At 51.0% G+C, this 17,139-nt stretch carries 13 protein-coding genes and 1 pseudogene; 2 read left to right on the forward strand and 12 right to left on the reverse strand.

All coding sequences use genetic code 11. From position 1 onward, the window contains the following. The 4 genes from VI895_07935 to VI895_07950 all read right to left on the reverse strand — a co-directional run. Positions 1 to 1,556 (reverse strand): 7TM diverse intracellular signaling domain-containing protein (locus tag VI895_07935; protein HLG19728.1); only part of this gene is annotated, 1,556 nt, incomplete at its 3' end. 27 nt (positions 1,557 to 1,583) lie between these two features. Next, entirely contained in the window at positions 1,584 to 3,620 is a 2,037-nt protein-coding gene (locus tag VI895_07940; protein ID HLG19729.1) for a hypothetical protein, read from the reverse strand. A 151-nt stretch (positions 3,621 to 3,771) separates the two neighbouring features. Further along, a complete protein-coding gene (locus VI895_07945; GenBank protein ID HLG19730.1) occupies positions 3,772 to 4,437 on the reverse strand; it encodes an isoprenylcysteine carboxylmethyltransferase family protein in 666 nt (221 codons plus the stop codon). A gap of 159 nt (positions 4,438 to 4,596) precedes the next feature. Further along, on the reverse strand, positions 4,597 to 5,583 hold the full coding sequence (locus VI895_07950) for an alpha/beta hydrolase (GenBank protein ID HLG19731.1): 987 nt from the start codon (positions 5,581 to 5,583) through the stop codon (positions 4,597 to 4,599). A 54-nt stretch (positions 5,584 to 5,637) separates the two neighbouring features. Between VI895_07950 and VI895_07955 the strand changes: the two are divergent. Both VI895_07955 and VI895_07960 read left to right on the forward strand, forming a co-directional pair. Next, positions 5,638 to 6,282: pseudogene (locus tag VI895_07955) on the forward strand (HAD family phosphatase). Further along, entirely contained in the window at positions 6,267 to 7,025 is a 759-nt protein-coding gene (locus VI895_07960) for a GNAT family N-acetyltransferase (GenBank protein HLG19732.1), read from the forward strand. The pseudogene VI895_07955 and the gene VI895_07960 overlap by 16 nt, the downstream one beginning before the upstream one ends. A gap of 281 nt (positions 7,026 to 7,306) precedes the next feature. On the opposite strand, the gene VI895_07965 is transcribed toward VI895_07960, so the two are convergent. The 8 genes from VI895_07965 to VI895_08000 form a co-directional block, all read right to left on the reverse strand. Next, positions 7,307 to 9,073: a HAMP domain-containing sensor histidine kinase gene (locus VI895_07965; GenBank protein ID HLG19733.1), complete on the reverse strand. Its 1,767-nt coding sequence runs from the start codon at positions 9,071 to 9,073 to the stop codon at positions 7,307 to 7,309. A gap of 132 nt (positions 9,074 to 9,205) precedes the next feature. Further along, on the reverse strand, positions 9,206 to 10,153 hold the full coding sequence (locus VI895_07970; protein ID HLG19734.1) for a YcaO-like family protein: 948 nt from the start codon (positions 10,151 to 10,153) through the stop codon (positions 9,206 to 9,208). A gap of 6 nt (positions 10,154 to 10,159) precedes the next feature. After that, complete coding sequence (locus tag VI895_07975) at positions 10,160 to 11,704, reverse strand: ABC transporter substrate-binding protein (protein ID HLG19735.1); 1,545 nt, start codon at positions 11,702 to 11,704, stop codon at positions 10,160 to 10,162. Between the two features lie 523 nt (positions 11,705 to 12,227). Continuing rightward, positions 12,228 to 13,016, reverse strand: coding sequence for a hypothetical protein (locus VI895_07980; protein HLG19736.1), 789 nt, complete (start codon positions 13,014 to 13,016; stop codon positions 12,228 to 12,230). Positions 13,017 to 13,094: 78 nt separating this feature from the next. Further along, positions 13,095 to 13,340 (reverse strand): hypothetical protein, encoded by a 246-nt coding sequence (locus tag VI895_07985; protein HLG19737.1) that lies wholly within the window; start codon positions 13,338 to 13,340, stop codon positions 13,095 to 13,097. Between the two features lie 14 nt (positions 13,341 to 13,354). Beyond that, the gene (locus VI895_07990) at positions 13,355 to 14,785 is read right to left on the reverse strand and encodes a sigma-54 dependent transcriptional regulator (GenBank protein HLG19738.1); all 1,431 of its coding nucleotides are present in this window, start codon (positions 14,783 to 14,785) and stop codon (positions 13,355 to 13,357) included. 604 nt (positions 14,786 to 15,389) lie between these two features. Continuing rightward, positions 15,390 to 16,025 carry a hypothetical protein gene (locus VI895_07995; protein ID HLG19739.1) on the reverse strand — a complete coding sequence of 212 codons (636 nt, stop codon included), beginning with the start codon at positions 16,023 to 16,025 and terminating at the stop codon, positions 15,390 to 15,392. Between the two features lie 30 nt (positions 16,026 to 16,055). Then, positions 16,056 to 17,036 carry a hypothetical protein gene (locus VI895_08000; protein ID HLG19740.1) on the reverse strand — a complete coding sequence of 327 codons (981 nt, stop codon included), beginning with the start codon at positions 17,034 to 17,036 and terminating at the stop codon, positions 16,056 to 16,058. Positions 17,037 to 17,139: the final 103 nt, after the last annotated feature.

A 17,139-nucleotide genomic window follows, 5' to 3' on the forward strand; every position in this document is an offset into this window, starting at 1 on the left:
GTCATGATTTGAAGATCCAGACCTTTTCGATCGCACAAGACTCGAAAGGGTTCCGCCCACTTTCGAATCAGTTCCGCAATGTGCGCTTTTTTCCATTCCATTTTCAGCGTTCCCGATTCAGCCTTAACCGTATCGAGCATGTTCGTGATCATCTGGAGAAGGCGTCTCAGGCTTCTGTCCGCGGGAGCGAGGGATGCGGCAACCGAATTCGCCATCTTTGTGCGAACGTCGTCGATCGCTCCGAGCGCGACGGCAATGGGCGTTTTGAAATCGTGGGAAATGTTGGAAAAAAAACGCTCCTTCATTTTTTCGAGGGTGCGGAGTTGGTCCAAGGCCCGAGCAAGATCGCTGGTTCTTTCGGAGACCTGTAACTCCACGTTTCGAAATGCCGTGGCGAATTCTTTTGCCAAGCCGAGGGCCACCGCGACGGTAAAGACCGCGAATCCATACGGGACCATGTAGGGTGTTTCGGCTAACCCGAGTTCGGTGCCCACGTCGTTTAACGCGCTCAGAATCAGGACGGAAAATCCAAAGGAATAGGTGGCATCTTGAAGCCATCGCTTGCGCACCACGAATTGCCAATACGACAAGAGCAGCAACAAAATGAATAGCCGGATCCATACGACGTAAAGTTCGTACACGCGGTCCAAACTGAAATCACCGATAAGCATAGCTGCTATGATTGAAGTGCTGAAAACCAGAAAGAGCCAAAGCATCCATCGAGGCATCAAATTGAATTTGCTCTTGAGAAAAACAAAAAAGGCATTCGTCGCCGCGATCGCCGAAAACGCATTGATGAACATCAACAACGAAACGCGATCGGTGATTCGATACAATTGCCGGCTGACGGATATTTCAAATCCGGCCAAAGCTATAGCGGTCAGCGCAAACCAAAGGTGGTACTTTCTCTCCGGGATGAGGCCGAAAACAAGCAAGTAGTAGACGCCGGTCCCAAAAAGCAGGAACCCCATTGCGGCGGTCAGCCAAGTCTCCAGAAAATGGGCCAATCGTACCCAGGTTGCCAGTTGCCCGAATTCCACGAGCGCGACCGGACCCTGGAATATTCCCGTTCCCTTCGTCCCGATTTTCTGGACATGAACGCGCAGGGAAACGGTTGCTTCCTTCGGGACCGCCGGACGATTCACTTTATAAAGTCGGTAATCCGAGCGGGCCCACCGCCCCGGCGATTCACGCCCGAAGAAGGCGCCGGTCGATCCTATCTTTACGTCGTCGAGAAAGGCTTCGTCGATATCCCCTATCCGACCGAGCAAAATGGCGGGTTCGGAAAATGTGGAGAGGCGAGATTCGTCCAACAGTCTTTCGTAATTGAGTTCAGTGATTTCTCCCGTTTTATGGAATTGCCGATGGTCCCCCGGGACGTGAACCGATTCCGCTTTCTCGGACACATGGAGATTCCACGTCCCACTGAGGTTCATGCCCCTGCTTGCCCGAGATTGAATAACGTAATGACAAAAGAGACTCAGAACCGCCGGCGAGACGCTGAACAAGAGCGCCAGTATCAGACCAAAGGTCGTTACACGCCCGGGTTTACTCATATCGCGAACCTAGAGAATAGCGCGCTTCTAGCTTTTTGCCTGATGTTTTTTTCGCCGGCTGATGAGGCGTCCAAATAAGGAGGAAGAGTAAGCTTGATAACGCCTCGTCGCCTCGCAATTGGCAATCCAACGAACTTCGTCACAGGCATACTTAATGCCGCTCGGGAAGGGTACAAGGTTCATTTGTTCGGGGATCGGCAAAAGGAAACGATTTCGGCCGGCTGACCGAAAGAGTTTAAGAGCCTCGTCGATCAGTTTGAGAACGACGGCATTCTTCTGGCTCTCGGAAACGTTTACAAAGTGCAGAAACATCGCATCGAAGAGTCGGACGACGTTGATGCCGTGCGATCCGATTTCGATACGCGCAAATGCGAGCAGCTCGGTCCCGCGCTTTGCAACCAAGAACAGGCGGCGACGCGTTAAATTAAAGCCGGTCAAGGCTTTATCCAGCTCCGCCATGTGAATGTCGTCTCCATGCAATCCCAAAGCTTCCCGCTCCAGGGCCGGGCATGACATTTCGAACCATCGTCGGATTCGTCTTTCGTCGTACTTGTTTGCCGGACCCACCGTAAAGTCGGAAGCGACGGCGGGAGATTTGAATTCATCCACATTCACATAATGCAGATGAAACAGTTGCATATTGTGGTGGCCTGAAAAGGGATATCTTTCGACAAAGTTGTAGTAATTGCGTTGATTCCACGCCAGATCCGGGCGGTGATAGCTGATCAGAAACCGCGCCGATTCGCTGCTGAGGACATCGGTCACGACACCGTACAAATCCTTCGCGATGGTTTTGGAGACGGTTTTGTCGATCGCCAAATGATGAACGCACCACGTTTCATCATAATATCTATCCATCTGCAGATGGCCGGCAATTTCATCCAGATTCCGGCACATCAATCTTCGTGACCAACGCGTACCGCTGCTCGCAAGGTTCTTCCAAGTCTGCTTGGTGACATCGTACATCTCGGCAAAATTGGTTTCCGACTCCGGGTCGTCCGTATGGCCGATATATCCGCTCCGCTTAAACAACTTCCAAACACTCTCGTGATCGTTCTTCTCGTATTTCACGTCTATGCTCGGATACCGAATCGCCAACACCAGGTCGTGCCATGCCCGCCGCTGGTCGTTCTCCTCAACATCGACTCGAATTCCGATGTGCTGACCCTCCATCGTGCGCCGGACGGACGCCACTTGCGCCTTCGCATGGACTTCATGATCGCCATCCACAATCCTGAATTGCCGCAACTCGCTTCCGATGGGTGCGAGAAACGAAGCTTTCGAATCCATTACCAGGACGCCGTGTTCGGCGATGTCGAGAATCGGCAAGCCGGCGACATAGTTTGTTCCGAAGACGTCGAGAAAGCGGATGATGATTTTTCGATCCGACGGCACCGAAGCTCTGCTGGTCTCCCGTCGGAGCAAACGTACTAGAGACGCGGGCGGTCTGATTTGCGCTCGGTTCCCCTCAACCTTAACAACCGAAGACGTAGCTATGTAACAGCACTGATAAAGCTCAAATCGAAGCTGAATGGGGCCTTCTTTGAAATCGACCCTGCGACGTTCGTCACAGCGTTCGATGGTGAGCTGCCCAGCGTCGTCTCTAATCACGGCGTAAGCCTTGCTCGTGCGGCTCATCTGCCGCCAGTGAATAAGGGTCTGAGGGCCGGTCCGGGCGAGGTCGTTTAGGATATCGGCAATATCATCTCCGTCTTTCAGCAAATCCCAATCGCTGTCGGTGCTGGCAAAGCTGAGACGTTCGGGCGTTTGAGGAAGTTGAACGTCATACCGAAGACCCACAAACTGGGCATCGCCTTGCGATTTTGTGTGACAGACGGAAACTTGCTGCTTGCAAGATGGTCCGATCTCCAATGCAAGATCTTCCAGGTCATGCTTTTTGAGTTGGAAATACGGACCCGGAATCTCGATTTGAACCCCCAAAGGACTCGCATCCACAACATTTACCGGGATTGAATTCGAAAACGTTTTGAGGCGGAGCGTTTGCGAGACTTCCAGGGAACGTCGTTCAAGTCGGCGCCGGTTCGTGGGTTGAACTAATTGCATCAACTCATTCCATCATCAGATCTCGTGCCATCTTTTGGCGCCATTCAGCGTTCGTAACATATGAGAATACTTAGCTTAATGGCCGGCGCCCCGGGGGCACCCGCGCCATTGACGTCCCGATCGGGGAGCCCACGTCCCCGCATCGATGACCCTAATATTCGTAGGGAAAAAGGGCCCATGTCCGCGATTTGTAGGCAACGTACTCTTGCCCGAAATGTTTTTCCATAGTGCCTTCCTCGGCGGTGATTCTACGTCGGTAGGCCAAGAACCAAAGCGGCCAAAAAACAAGAATCCATGGCCAGACACACAGAAGAAAAGGAATGGTGCCAAAAAACAACAACGCACCGGTATAACTGGGATGACGAATCCAGCGATACGGTCCGCTCTGCACGAGGTTCTGATTCGTCTGGACCTGTACAGTATGCGTAAACCAGCGGCCTAATATTCGCACAGCGACAGCGCGAAGGATCATGCCCGCGGCTCCACAGACGGCTCCGATGGCGCTCAAATACCCTCCATTGACGGAGCAGGGAACTTGATTCGTCGCGCGCCACAGGAAATGCCCGTAAGGAATCAGGACCGTTGCATAACCAACGACATGAAGAATGGTTACGGTCCCCCGGTCTTCATCGGTCTTTTGCTCGGATCCAAGTTTGCTTTGCCGAAGATTCGGCTGACTCCCGATAAAGAGAATGGTCAAACCGAAGAGACACCACAGCCTCCAATCACGATAAACCGTCGGAACCGCACTTGCTGGCAACAAAATGAATAACGCCGCAAGCCCCAAACCCTTCAGCCAAGTCACGGGGAGACGCATGATGCGCATGAAGTTATCAAAATTCCCGGGTTCCGCAGAGAAACTTGTCTGCGACGAAACAGTCCCGGGTTTCGATAAGCCTTTCGCGGCACTTCCCGAAAACTTTTCAGGTTAAGGAGTACTGACATGGCGACGCGTAGGAAGGCTCACTATGGCCGTCTATTTACTGGAATCCGACGGCCGCGAAGTGGCAACGACGTCCTTGCCGAAATTTTTCAACGCCGTGACGTAGATCGGAGACACCGGTTTGGAAAGTGATTTAAAGAAATTGTCACCGGGGCTCGACTCGCGAAAGCTGTGTTCGAGATCGCCAAATGTATGTACGGACACATTGGTGTAAAGTCCTTTAGCTTTTCCCATTTCAATCTCGTTTCCTACCTCTGGCGGCACGTTTAGATCTTTTCCGCCGAAGAATATCGTCACGGGACAATCAACCTTTTTGAGTAGCTCCAGCCCGTTCCACATGTATTCCCGGTACTTTTGTAACGACGTAACCGCCGACCAATTTCCATTATTCAAGGTATAGTATTGGTCATTGCTGTTCCGAATCTTGCTCAACATATCGCCTTCGTACATCGCCTTGTAGAATGCAGAGACATAAGGATACCGTTTTGCGAGAGTGCCGGTTTGATCACTTAAAAAAGGAGCGGCCGCGCGGGCTTTCTGGTACTTCATGACCTCGTCGAAGGGGAGCAAAGCCGGACTTTGAAGCAGTATAGCATCCGGACGAGCGCCAATTTCGAAGGACTTTAATGTGACCAGGCAGCCCTCACTTTGCCCTGCGATTACGATGGGTACCCGCGGAAACCTTTGTCTCATATCTTGAAGAACGGCTTTGACATCCTTCGCCAATACAAGCAACGTCGTATCGGCGTAAACGCCCCCACTTTTCCCGCTCGCGCGCTTATCATAACGAAAAGTGCCGACGTCAATTACCTTAAGAGCCTCACTCATGTCTAAAAACAAATGTCTCTTCGGAACCTCCTCGGGATACATCCATTTGCTCGAAGAATCGAGATCTCCATTTCGATCCTGATTAAAGCTACCGTGGACCGTGATGACCAATGCCTTGGGTCTTTCTGGTACAGTCAAAGTCCCATAAAGCTCAATCCCAGCGAAAGAGCGTATTGCCAATTCTTCCTGCATAGGAGCCCTGGACGGTCCGTTGGTTCTCAAATACCTTCTTACCATATGAAGAGCATGAAGCCGATCGCCGTGATTTTCGACTGTGATGGCGTCGTGGTGGATTCCGAGCCGCTCATTTTCGAGGCCACGAAACAGGTCTTCGCCCGATATGGGGTTCATCTGCAAAAGAAAGATGTCATTGACGGAATCGGCGCCGGGAGCAAGTACGTATCCGACCCACGTGAGTAATACAGGCTTGCGAATGTGTCGGTCGCGGAACTTATGGCGGCTCGAAGCCAAGTATACAAAGAATTGGCCACCACAAGGCTTCGACCCAGAGATGGCGTGGCCGAATACTTAGAGTGGCTGCGCAACAGAGGGTTTTTGACGGCTCTTGCCTCCTCCTCTCCGAACGTGATGGTCCAATTCAGTTTATCGGCATCGAACGTTGATGCATCACTTTTCAGCGCAATCGTCGACGGCGATGGAGTACAGCGCAAAAAACCCGCGCCCGACATTTTTCTCAAAGCGGCCGAGATGTTGCGCTCTTCACCCAACCGCTGTCTTGTTATCGAGGACGCTCCCCCCGGGATCGAAGCGGCGCACGCAGCCGGAATGAAATGTGCTGCGATCACCGGTTCCCTCCCGCCCGAACGTCTCGACAAAGCTGATTTCGTGGTGGAAACGTTCGATCAAGTACGCAAATGGTTCATGACTTGACCACGATCCTTGCGGAAGAACGCAAGGTGTTTGCGGCTTTTAACGTCTGGCGGTCGATCTCCCCCCGTGTCACTGCCTTCGCCAGTCCCGATACCGACGAAATTCCCCATTGGAATATGGCCTATCCACATAAATTGCCTGAGCGATACACACCCGATGAAATGGCTGAGATCGAGAGCTTCTTTCGAACGTACTCAAGGAAGGCCCACCTTCTTTCCACAGACGTTTCCTGGGAATCGGAAGCAGTGGAGGTATCTGAGTACTTTTCGTCAGCGGGCGGACGGATTCTCTCGACGCCGGGGATTGAACTTCTGGAGTTTAACACGGGGTCGAACGAACTTTTTGGTCCGTTCAACGAAATTCTCGCAGCCGGATTCCGGTTGGATCAGAGATCGGCGGCGTATTTTAAGAAGCAGCTCGCTCATCTTTCGGAGCGCCTTCAGAGCCGATTTTGGATCGCTCGTGAGCGGAGTCGATTCTGCGCCATTGCCAGCACGTTTGCGGTCAGGCCCTCGGTTGACTTCTTGTTCAACGTCGTCGTGCTTCCCGAATATGAGGGCCGTGGAATTGCGACACGCTTGTTGGCTGATATTCTCAGGCAAACGAACCAAACCATATACGTCTATAGCCACAACCCCGCCATGAGAGACCAGGTACTTCCTAAGCTCGGGTTTCGTTCCGAAGGTGTCATCTCTGTCGTTCCTCTGATGACTTATCAGGCTCGTTTGCGGACGACGACATGAGTCTCCGCCGTGAAACCTCTCGGGCGAGGTTTCTTTTAGAGTTAGCAACGGTGGTTGAAAATAGCCCTGGTGCTTTAGGTACGTTTGACATTACAAAGGACGGATCCTTGTCCAACAGCCGAGTGGATGGGAACCCTATGCATTTGTTAGGTTCCAAAAGCCCCTGCTGAGGGCCGCGTATATTTCACGTGGGTCTGACGAACGTAACTGACACCCTCCCCGGCTCCCAGATAATCAGCGAAGCGACTTGTCGCACAAGCCACCCGTAATCGCCTTGCTATTTAGGACCGGAAAAGCTTATCTCCTATGGCCTCTCCCACGCTGTGATCATCTACAATTTGTCCTATTTTCGTTGTGCGTTCATGTGTGTCGGTAAGCTGGATTGGCACCGCTAAGAGAAAGACTTTCGGGAGCAAGCGAAGGTTCATGTCGAGACAACGTCTGATAATTTGGGTGTCCTCATATTTATTTGTAACAAGAATACTGCGTTCAGAAATGTCGAACTCCGCAATGAGATCCAATCCGGTGTCCTGCTCGCCAAGAAGCTCATGATCTACAAGAAACAGTGTTGGTTTCCGTTCCAAAGCGGTTCGCACGTGTTCACGGAATTCCCGGCCGGTTTTCAAATGAAGCATCTGAAAATGTTGCTCTGGGAATGTGTTTCGAATTCGCAGTTGCCACGCATCGTGCACTGTCTGCTCGTCGTCAAGAAACAATACGGTTCCTTGGCGCGGTATACGCACCTCGGGAACAAACCAGAGTGGGGGAACACACGAGGGGATACTCACCGTCACTTCCGTGCCCCGAACTTCGTCCGACTTAATTGACACTGAGCCACCAAAGTGACCTATCGTTGTCCTAGCGTGATATAAGCCGAGTCCCGAACCACTCTTTTTCCCAAGTGTGAAACCCTTTTGACCTACCTTGTTCAGAAGACTGTTCGGTATTCCTCGGCCATTGTCGGACACATAAATGTGAATTAACCCCCCTACATTCCCGACCAATTCCACAGTAACCTTTCCTTTGTCATCGAGAGCTTCAACGGCATTGTCGATGAGATTTGAAATCACTCGCCGAAACTGCCCGGCATCGACCGACGCGAACAGTCGATATCCATCAGCGGCTATGCGCGAACCGATCTCGACGCCAGCACATACCGAATATTGTAGCCGCTTCTCCGACAGTACATCGTCAATCATGCTAGCGACATGATACACTTGACGCTCCAAGGCCTCTTGTTTCGAAGCTTCAGCTATCGGAGAACCTTTCCGTAGATCGTTGGCAATGTCAGTAATCCGGGTGACCGCCGATCTAATGAGGTGGCGGGACGCCTCCGGTATGTTGTCACCCACACTGACCACGGCGCTCAGGGCAGCTAGCGGAGAACGAATATCATGCGCTACTTGGGCTGCCAATTCGCCTTTGAGTACCGTGCGTTCCTTCGCCACTAGTTCCGCCTGCAGGCGGTCGAGTTCCCTTCCCACCGCGAGCACGGTGGTCTCGATATCACGTGATTCGTACAGCATAAATTTGCGCTGTCTTGGCCATTCAGCATTTCGCGTGACAAGATCGCGCACACATTCCCGAAGAGACATAATCTCGCCGCGAAAGGTACGAAATATACGGTGGGCGATGAAGAATGATGCAGTTAGGAGACCGGCCACCAGGAGTCCCGAATAGAACATGAATCGGTGCTGAGCCGCATGAAGAAACCGGACGTCTGACACGACGAACAGTCGGGCCTGAATGGTATTGGACCCCCCTAATACGGGGAAAAAAAAGGGCGTCTCGCGAAGGAGAAAGTTTGAAGAGTTTCTGTATAGCGTCAGTTTCTCGGAGGAGAATGCGGAGCATCCCCGGCCGTTCTCATGGGAGGAAGCCGCATAAGCCAAGCACTGTGCACCATCGTCCAACAGGAAGGCCGCCTCAATGCGATCAAGGGTTACGGCCTTTTGTAGATACTCAGCAGCCGACAGAAAATCCGAGTAACTGACCGCTTTGGAAACAGCCCAGCGCGTTTGTTCTACGATGGCCTCGAAGTCACGCACGTAATTATCATGAAGGGTTCTTGGTATGAGGTAAAAAGACGTAAAAATACCGAAAATTAGTAGACACAACTGCGTCGATAGAATGCCAAGTAATATCGCTTTTGAGAGAGATCGCGCTCTGCGCATGTGATCCTACCCTATTGGATGGAGTACATAATAGCGTGGCTTCTGTGGATAACGTAACATATCGCTACGTTGACGATTGATTCGAATATCTGTGTCGGAGAAGAATAGATCCTGAAGATGTGATGAATGCGCTTGGCAAATAACTGCCGAAAGGAGCGGAAAGATCCTTTTTTTGGTGATCTCGAACGACACCGCCATACCGTTGGTATCCATTGTGTTCTTGAGTTGATCGTGAGAAAAACTCGGCAAATCCGCCTCGTTGAGTAGTTCTACCGGTCGATCATCAGCGCGAAACAAGGGCAAGTTCGAAGAAGTAACCCCCGGTTGAACAAATGGAAGTATATGCAACGAATTGACCCCGCGTTCGGACGAAACCGGAACGTCGCGAGAATCAAATATTACGAGGGCTTCTCGAAACGCTTTGTCCTTGGCTCTCGAAACGTCAAAGTCGCAACCGAATCCGTACGATCGACTCTCACCTGCGGACGTAATTTCTGCCATGACGACATGGACTGGCAAATCCAGTGTCATGTAGAAGAAGCGTACCGACCCAAGGACTTGGGGTGATAGAACGCGCAAAACAGGACTGAAGAAAATTGTAAGAAGGACTTGATCACGCTCCACCAACTCCAACAGTGCAGCTGTACGCGCTCGATCCTCTTCCAGTGCACAGCTCATTCCGTTCGTTGTGGGCCGCTTGGAATGAGCGTAGAAGTGGTCGCGTTCAACGCATTCCATGATCGCAGCCATCTGAGCCAAGTGAAGGTCGTGACTTACGCCCACGCCAGAAACACCATGGTTTTTGCCTGTGGCAAGTATGCGGTGAAAAGACAAAGTTTGATAGGTGAGGATCCTATGACTGAGCCGATCGATGAATGCATCCGGGTGTCTTAGAGCCCCCAATGTTATTCCGGTCAACTTCAGGCGATCGATATAGGAAATAAACAATCCCATAACGGCTTAATTGCTTTCGTGCTGATCCACGTCGGATGCCACACGTAGATCGGCGAATTTGATACTGAAAAGCCACTTCGGCGTGGCCGAAAAGTCAACGGTCTTCTTGGCGAATAATGGATGACTCATAAAGAATAACGGAACGATGAAACTCTCTGTTACGAGGTAACGATTAATGTCTTTGGCCAACTGAACGCGTTCACTCGCCCTGGACAGCGTGGCGGCCTTATCAATCATATTGTAAAGCGTCCCGTCGTTCGGATCCGGGATATAGAAATCGTCCGGCCCGAAATCAAGGCTGAAGACCAAGCAAGGGTCACCCGGTGGGACGGGAATAAATAAAAAGCCAAAATCAAAACCCTCGCCCTTCAAACGATTCTCCTTCATTTGGGAAAAAGATGCTTTGTGAACCTCTACGTTGAATCCGTAACGGGCAAGAAACGAAATTCTTCGTCTTTCCATTTCATCCATCGTCCAGGTGTCCGGAAACATATATCGAAGCGTGACTGGTTCGCGTCGAAGCCGAGCATAGACCTCTTCAAAGTCTGAACTCGGACGTGTCCGTACCACAACTCGGCCGCTGTACCCCGGAGGGAAGAATTGATCGGCCGGAATCCTTACATCCAGCACACTATTCTGTTCCTGGAGAAACAGACGCAGTAAAGCAGCGAAAGCCTCCCGCAGCTCCTTATTCTTGAAGGAACCCGAAACGGCATTCAAATACGCTACGTAAACATTATTCATTTGAGGAACAAAAGAATGGATACCGAGAGCTGTAAGCTTGTCGAACAGCCCCGGCGTGTCGATGATTCGGTCATATCTGTCTAAGAACAGGTGGGTCTCGCCGGCGACGAATCGGTCCAGAGCCTCGGGATCCTTCCGTTCGTATACCACGATTGTCGATGGACGCTTTCCAATCGGTTCGAACCATTTGTCATGCCAGCGAAGCTTGAGGTAGTCATTTCGTTTCCATTCCACAATGCGATACGGCCCTCCAAGTATAGGAAGTTTCTCAGGATGGTAGAGTGAGTGGAGGGGGTAGATCGCTTTTGGAACGACACCGGTTCCGGGGAGCGCCAAGAGATAAAGAAAGTAGTCGTAGGGGCGATCCAGTTGGAATTCAATCGTTCGGGATCCAATAATTCGAATCGAGTCTTGATTCTTTTTGGGGTTAATCCACTGATAAACGGGATAGTCGGGCCAATTGATCTGCTTTCTTTTGAAAGAAAAGACAATGTCTTCCGCCGTTATACGACTTCCATCGTGAAAAAATGCGTCCTCTCGGACGGTGACGCGAAACCTCCTTCCGCCGTCGTAGGCACTCCAACTCTCGGCCAACACTCCTCTAAGTGACTGATCTTCCGCCATATCGAACAGCGTCGCGGAAGTGCTACTCAGCAGATACCAACCGCTGTTGTTCATGTTTGCTGCGGGATCGATAAACTTGGGAAAATCAACAAGATCGATGGAGAGCATCGATTCATGCGGAGGTGGAGTTTCGGCGAAAACCGTGGATATGCATACACAGTAGATGGACAGCGGAATCAACATGGTTTTTGGCTTACCTGAGACCATGACAAAGCGTCGACAAAAAAAGGTTAGGGTCGGCTGGTGAGGCGACCCTAACCTCCAAATACAAATCGCCAGATGTCCTTGCGTGCCAGCGTTCGCGTGATTCTTCAGAGCTGCTTAACGGCCACGTGTACCACCGCTTGGGCCCCCGGTATCACCACCCTGAATAGGCCCGTCGTTTGGCAAAACGAAACTGACAGGATTAACGACGAGCACAGCAAACAGTAGGACAAGAACACTTGTTGCTCTGAAAATGAGGTCTTTCATTGTTCCTCCTCGTAAAGGTGTGTTCTGCTAATTGCCGCGTACCATGCGCTCGCGCCGCGAGTCAAGAGTGGTGTAGGGGGAGTGTATTCATTCAATAGAAATTCTTTTACGGCGTCCCGGAGATGAAACAGATTGTGCCATAGAGGATACAGATGAAGTTTTGCGTGTCTCAAAATATCGGGATTGTCGACGAACGAGACGCATATTTCGGCCGGGTTTCGGAACGTCATTCGCTTTATCGCTCTTCAAATTCGAAGGCGAGATCCGGACCACAACATGACAGCTGAAACGACGGGCCCGCATACTCTCGCACGGAGCAATCCGGTTTGAGTCGAGCGGTGATCTTACGAACTCGCGGCAGATAGGCGCCCGGTCCCGGTGTGGCCATCAGCTTGAACGACGTCGATTGGTAGCACGGAATTTCCATCGTATAGACTCCGTTCGTCAAGGACCGTGATCCGGGAAGCCACCGATGCCATTTTTGATTCAAGTCGGTAAGGAGGGTCTCGGGAATTGTCATTTCCATTGAGACGAAGCGTTCAATCGGTGTCGACGGGTCTCCAATTCTTTCGAAACGGTGTTCGCGGTGGGTGCCCTGGTATTCCATAGCAAGCGTACGCGCACGGATTTCCCGGTCCTGCCCTTTCTGCATGAACAACTTGAACCACGGCGTCTCTCCATTCCACTTCCACGTCTCGCTCGCCCACTCAATGCCCGGAAAGATCCGTTTGAGTTTCTCTTCTACATACGCTTCTTTGCCGAGTTTGCTCAAGCACAAACCAAGCCCGGCGTCTTTCCAATCTCCGCTTCGCTCGAGCAGCTCGATGTATATCCCGGAGGAGCTCCGGGGATAGACCCCTTTCCAGGAAGAATCGCCACTCGATATGGCCTCCACACGTGTTCCGGGTATCAGCTCAGCCAGGACCGCAAGCTCGTCGAACTTTGACCGATCAATTCCGACAAAGAAGTGATCGAGATAAAGGTCCAGCTCGTTACCGTTTTCCAACGTCATCCCGTTGTGCATATCACAGCATATCGGTCGGATCATTAATGCTGGTCGGCTCTGGCGATTCTTGCGCGGATTCAGGATGAGGACCTGTCATCACCGATATCTCCCGAGGTACTTGTTAACCAGCTCTTCAAATTCATCCAAACGGGTTAGCGGGCACTGAAAGGAAGAAATGAGATTTGCCTTCCATTTCGAAACTTGCTCGGGTTGGTCTTTGATGTCATCGAGGAGATCCATAAACATCCGAGCCGTGGCCTCCGGTTTCTTTAAGTCGTGGCGAACTCGGACAACCATTTGATGAATTTCAGAAAGTATATTTTGGGACAATTCTGTGTCCATGCATACTTCCTTTCTCAAAATTCGATGCCAAGTTCTGCCATTTTTCGGTACAGCTTGTTCCTCGTAATTCCGAGGTCCTTACAGGTTTTTGTCTTGCTCCATCGATTCTTTTCTAATCGTTTTTGGATAAGTGCCTTTTCATATTGCTTCAAAAGCTCCTGGTATTTGGCATCCGATTTGTCTGGAATTGTTGAATTGTGAACCGGCTGAGATTCAGCCGTTTCATTGTCGCAGGCACGTGAGGAGTCGTTTAACGGACTAGAGAGTTCATTCTGGAAGAACGGGACATCCTCCGCCTGAATCACCATTCCTTTTGAAAAAATGAGAATATTTTCGATTGTATTTTTAAGCTCTCGCACGTTCCCCCGCCAGTCGTGTTCTTTGAGGAGCGTCTTGACATCCTCCGACAAGACTTTCGGGATTTGTGTCCGGCGGTACTTACTTAAAAAGTACTCGGCGAGCGGAATAATGTCGTCTTTGCGTTCGTTTAAAGAAGGGAGCTGGATCATGACGGTATTCAGGCGGTAAAAAAGATCGGTGCGAAATTCTCCTGCCTCCACCTTCTTCGCGATGTCATCGTTTGCCGCGGAGATGACGCGGAAATTGATTTTCTTCGGGGCGGGGTTCCCAATTCTTTCCACTTCCTTTTCTTCAAGCACACGAAGAAACTTTGCCTGGAGGTCGGGGTTGAGGCATGTGATTTCATCCAAAAAGATGTCTCCTCCATTGGCTAATTCAAATTTGCCGATTCGCGTTTGAGTCGCTCCCGTAAACGAACCCTTTTCATGTCCAAAAAGCACCGATTCAATTAATGTTTCAGGAATCGCGGCACAGTTCACGGACACAAAAGGGCGCTGAGGTTCTTCTTCTTGCTGATGAAGGCGTCTAGCGAACATCTCTTTTCCAGTTCCCGTTTGTCCCATCAAGAACACGTTTACGTTATGGCCCTTAAGTCTTTCGATATCTCTTTTTACTTTGGTGATCGTTTGGGAATTGCCAATAATTAGGTCATTGGATGCACTGAGATTCCCGAGTTGCTCCTTTAACAGGATGTTATCTTTTTGAAGTTGGCGTTTTTCGAGAACACGGCTTAAAGCGAGGAAGAGTTCCTCGCGTTCAAACGGTTTATTAATGTAATCCGAAGCTCCTTCCTTCATGGCCTTTACAACCGTCGAGACCATCCGGACGCCACTTATGATGATGATCTGGATATCGTCGCGAAGTTTCTTGATCTTTCGAAGGAGTGCGAGGCCATCCTCATCGTCTTTCAGGATAAGGTCCAAAAGAATGAGCTCGGTGGGTTCCCGGGTCAGGATGTCCAGCGCTTCGACGCCACTTTCAGCCAAAAGGACATCGTATTTGTTTCCTAGAACGGTTTTGAGATAGAGACGCGTACTTTCGTCGTCATCAACAACTAAGATGGAGAGCTTCGTCTCGATGGCCATCTCGTCTCCTTTCTCTCAAAAATCGGACCAGATGATCTCGACCCCTCTGAACGCGGAGAAGTTCGAAGGTTCTTGCTTACATGTGCTCGCCGCTGATTCTAGTGCCCCATAGCGTGTTTGTTGCGCGGCGTCAACATAATGTATCGAAAATAGGACAAGTTGTTACAAATTTGCAATAGCTTGATTGCCGGCGTTGCTAAAACAGAAAGAAAAAGATCAAAAATCAACTAGTTATCTTGGGATATTCCTTTCCGATTACGCCCGAGATCCCTCTTGGTAAATCGCTCGTAATTTCCATACCTGTCGAAAGGAAAACTTTTCTGTAACCGGAAGAGAGCAAATTCCGAGCTATAACGATTCCGCACACATCGTTCGCAAGATTTAAATCCACGTAGATGGGAACCGAAGGGTCTATCCTCGCTTTTTCAAACTCTTCGTACGACGAAAAAGTAGAGAGCTGATGCCCACGAGCTCGAGCTACCATCAACCATGCTGCGCGAATTAATTCATCATCATCGATCAAAACAAGATCCGGATGAGTCATGCAAGAATCGCCCCGCGAGCAAGGTTCCGCACCCAGCTCTCCAAGTCAAGTTCGAACGTTTCAATCCCTCCGCCGTTTTTGGCTCTCCAAGAATTTTCGATACCATTGCTTGATCTCCCAAAGCGTGCCGACGTATTCCTCATTCGTTTCGGAATTCCGACAATGGTAAAGCACGTGCGTCTCCTCGTTATCCTTGAGAAGCTTCACTTGAATGTCGAGAAGCTGGAGGACCTTGCCGATCTTGAGGAAGCTTCTTCCATCCACCTCGAACGTGGTTTTGGTCTTCCGAACGTCACCGTTCTTCACGCATTGGACGACGGCGCGGACGTGACTCTGCGTAAACTCCTCGTCGAGCTCGCCGATTTCGCACATCAGTTCATCTTCCACGTCCTCGGCGATTTTGCACATGTAGTGCTCGTCACTCTTTTCCTCGAACTGAAAATCTTCAGCGGCGGCAGAGACTGTATCGAGCTTTTCGACAATGCCCGTAAGACGATTGAGGGCTTCCTCGGTTTCCTCAGCGAGGAGTTCCGAGGCACCTTCGCATTTCCACCCATGCTCTCTTCGTGGGGCCGGACATTTGGTTTCGATGCAAATCGTATCTTTGTCATTATCACCTTGTCCCAGGGCCGATTCGGCAGTCCCAATTACGAAGACACCGATTCCGACGATCATTGTTATGTTTTTCCGGCTCATTCCGCCCTCCTTCCGCCTTCAATCCTTGATTCAATAGCGGTCAACGAGATCTCCGTCCCGGCGTCCTAGGCCCCAAATAGTTGGCATATCCGGATCTTCGAATCTCGCTTGCGGTCTGCGCACGGTCGGCGCCTGACAGTGCGTGGCCGGTTCAGTCCCGTATCCCCACTCGGCAAACGCCTTTTCAACGGTATCCCAGACCCAGCGTGTTCGAACGGCTCGCCCCGTCTCCAGGTTCGTTGCCATGGCCACGACGTACCAATCGCCGCAAAGCTCGGCAAAGATGGGCGAACCATCAAGGAAGCGTGTGTCGTCATCTTCCTCGCAATCGTGCCATACATGCTTGGCGTCCGCGGCCGTGATCCGGCATCCTGTTTCGAGCTGAGGCGTGAACTGATTTTTGTACGTGTAACCCGCCATATTCCAATAATGGCCGTTGCGCCATGATTCCGGAAAAACGGCCGCACAGTTTCTTGTGTTGATCGTTTCGACAGGTAATCGTCGGTCCAGCCGCGCGACGGCGAAGTCGCCGTCCTTTTGATACCACCAACGCACTATATGTGCAGATCCGAAAGGAGCTCTGCGAGAAGACTCTGAACCAGGGAAAAAGTAATGCGCTTGTCGGTTATTATTATCCACGCAGGCGGCCGATGTGAAAATGACATCTTGATAAATTAGGACGCCTGAACAGATTGCGGCCTCGCCGGAATCGTTATATCGGGTGAGCTTCCCAATCGTCCCCAACGGCGCTCCAGCGAAATTGAGCTGGTGCGTGGCGGGCAAAGCCCTCGCCATCATTCTGCCTCCACCATCCAAGACATCCGAAAGAGAAAGACTAGCTCTGCCAAGGCTTAACATCGTGCAGGCGCCGTCGGCTCCGCGGAGCTGTCTCCGATATCTTTCCTCTAAATCATGGAACGACTGCGCCGCTGCGTTAAGCGAATGAAGCGCGATCGCCACGCTCACCAGGAAACCGATGACCGACGACCAGAACCAAACTTTTTCTTCCATGCCGATCTCCTTCCGTCCTCATTCAGCAAAGAATGTTCCAGCGTCATCAAGAGGGAAAGGAACGTTGATCGGTCATTTCTGCCACGCATGATCCGGACAAGCT

The sequence above is a fragment of the Bdellovibrionota bacterium genome, assembly GCA_035292885.1.
Taxonomy (GTDB): Bacteria; Bdellovibrionota_G; JALEGL01; order JALEGL01; family DATDPG01; genus DATDPG01.

Excerpts from the sequence above, each read along its gene's own strand:
- VI895_07960 (HLG19732.1), top strand. The coding sequence starts at position 6,267 with ATGGTTCATGACTTGACCACGATCCTTGCGGAAGAACGCAAGGTGTTT.
- VI895_07985 (HLG19737.1), bottom strand. The coding sequence starts at position 13,340 with ATGGACACAGAATTGTCCCAAAATATACTTTCTGAAATTCATCAAATG.
- VI895_07940 (HLG19729.1), bottom strand. The coding sequence starts at position 3,620 with ATGCAATTAGTTCAACCCACGAACCGGCGCCGACTTGAACGACGTTCC.
- VI895_07970 (HLG19734.1), bottom strand. The coding sequence starts at position 10,153 with ATGGGATTGTTTATTTCCTATATCGATCGCCTGAAGTTGACCGGAATA.
- VI895_07995 (HLG19739.1), bottom strand. The coding sequence starts at position 16,025 with ATGAGCCGGAAAAACATAACAATGATCGTCGGAATCGGTGTCTTCGTA.
- VI895_07975 (HLG19735.1), bottom strand. The coding sequence starts at position 11,704 with ATGTTGATTCCGCTGTCCATCTACTGTGTATGCATATCCACGGTTTTC.
- VI895_08000 (HLG19740.1), bottom strand. The coding sequence starts at position 17,036 with ATGGAAGAAAAAGTTTGGTTCTGGTCGTCGGTCATCGGTTTCCTGGTG.
- VI895_07945 (HLG19730.1), bottom strand. The coding sequence starts at position 4,437 with ATGCGTCTCCCCGTGACTTGGCTGAAGGGTTTGGGGCTTGCGGCGTTA.
- VI895_07980 (HLG19736.1), bottom strand. The coding sequence starts at position 13,016 with ATGCACAACGGGATGACGTTGGAAAACGGTAACGAGCTGGACCTTTAT.
- VI895_07990 (HLG19738.1), bottom strand. The coding sequence starts at position 14,785 with ATGGCCATCGAGACGAAGCTCTCCATCTTAGTTGTTGATGACGACGAA.
- VI895_07950 (HLG19731.1), bottom strand. The coding sequence starts at position 5,583 with ATGCAGGAAGAATTGGCAATACGCTCTTTCGCTGGGATTGAGCTTTAT.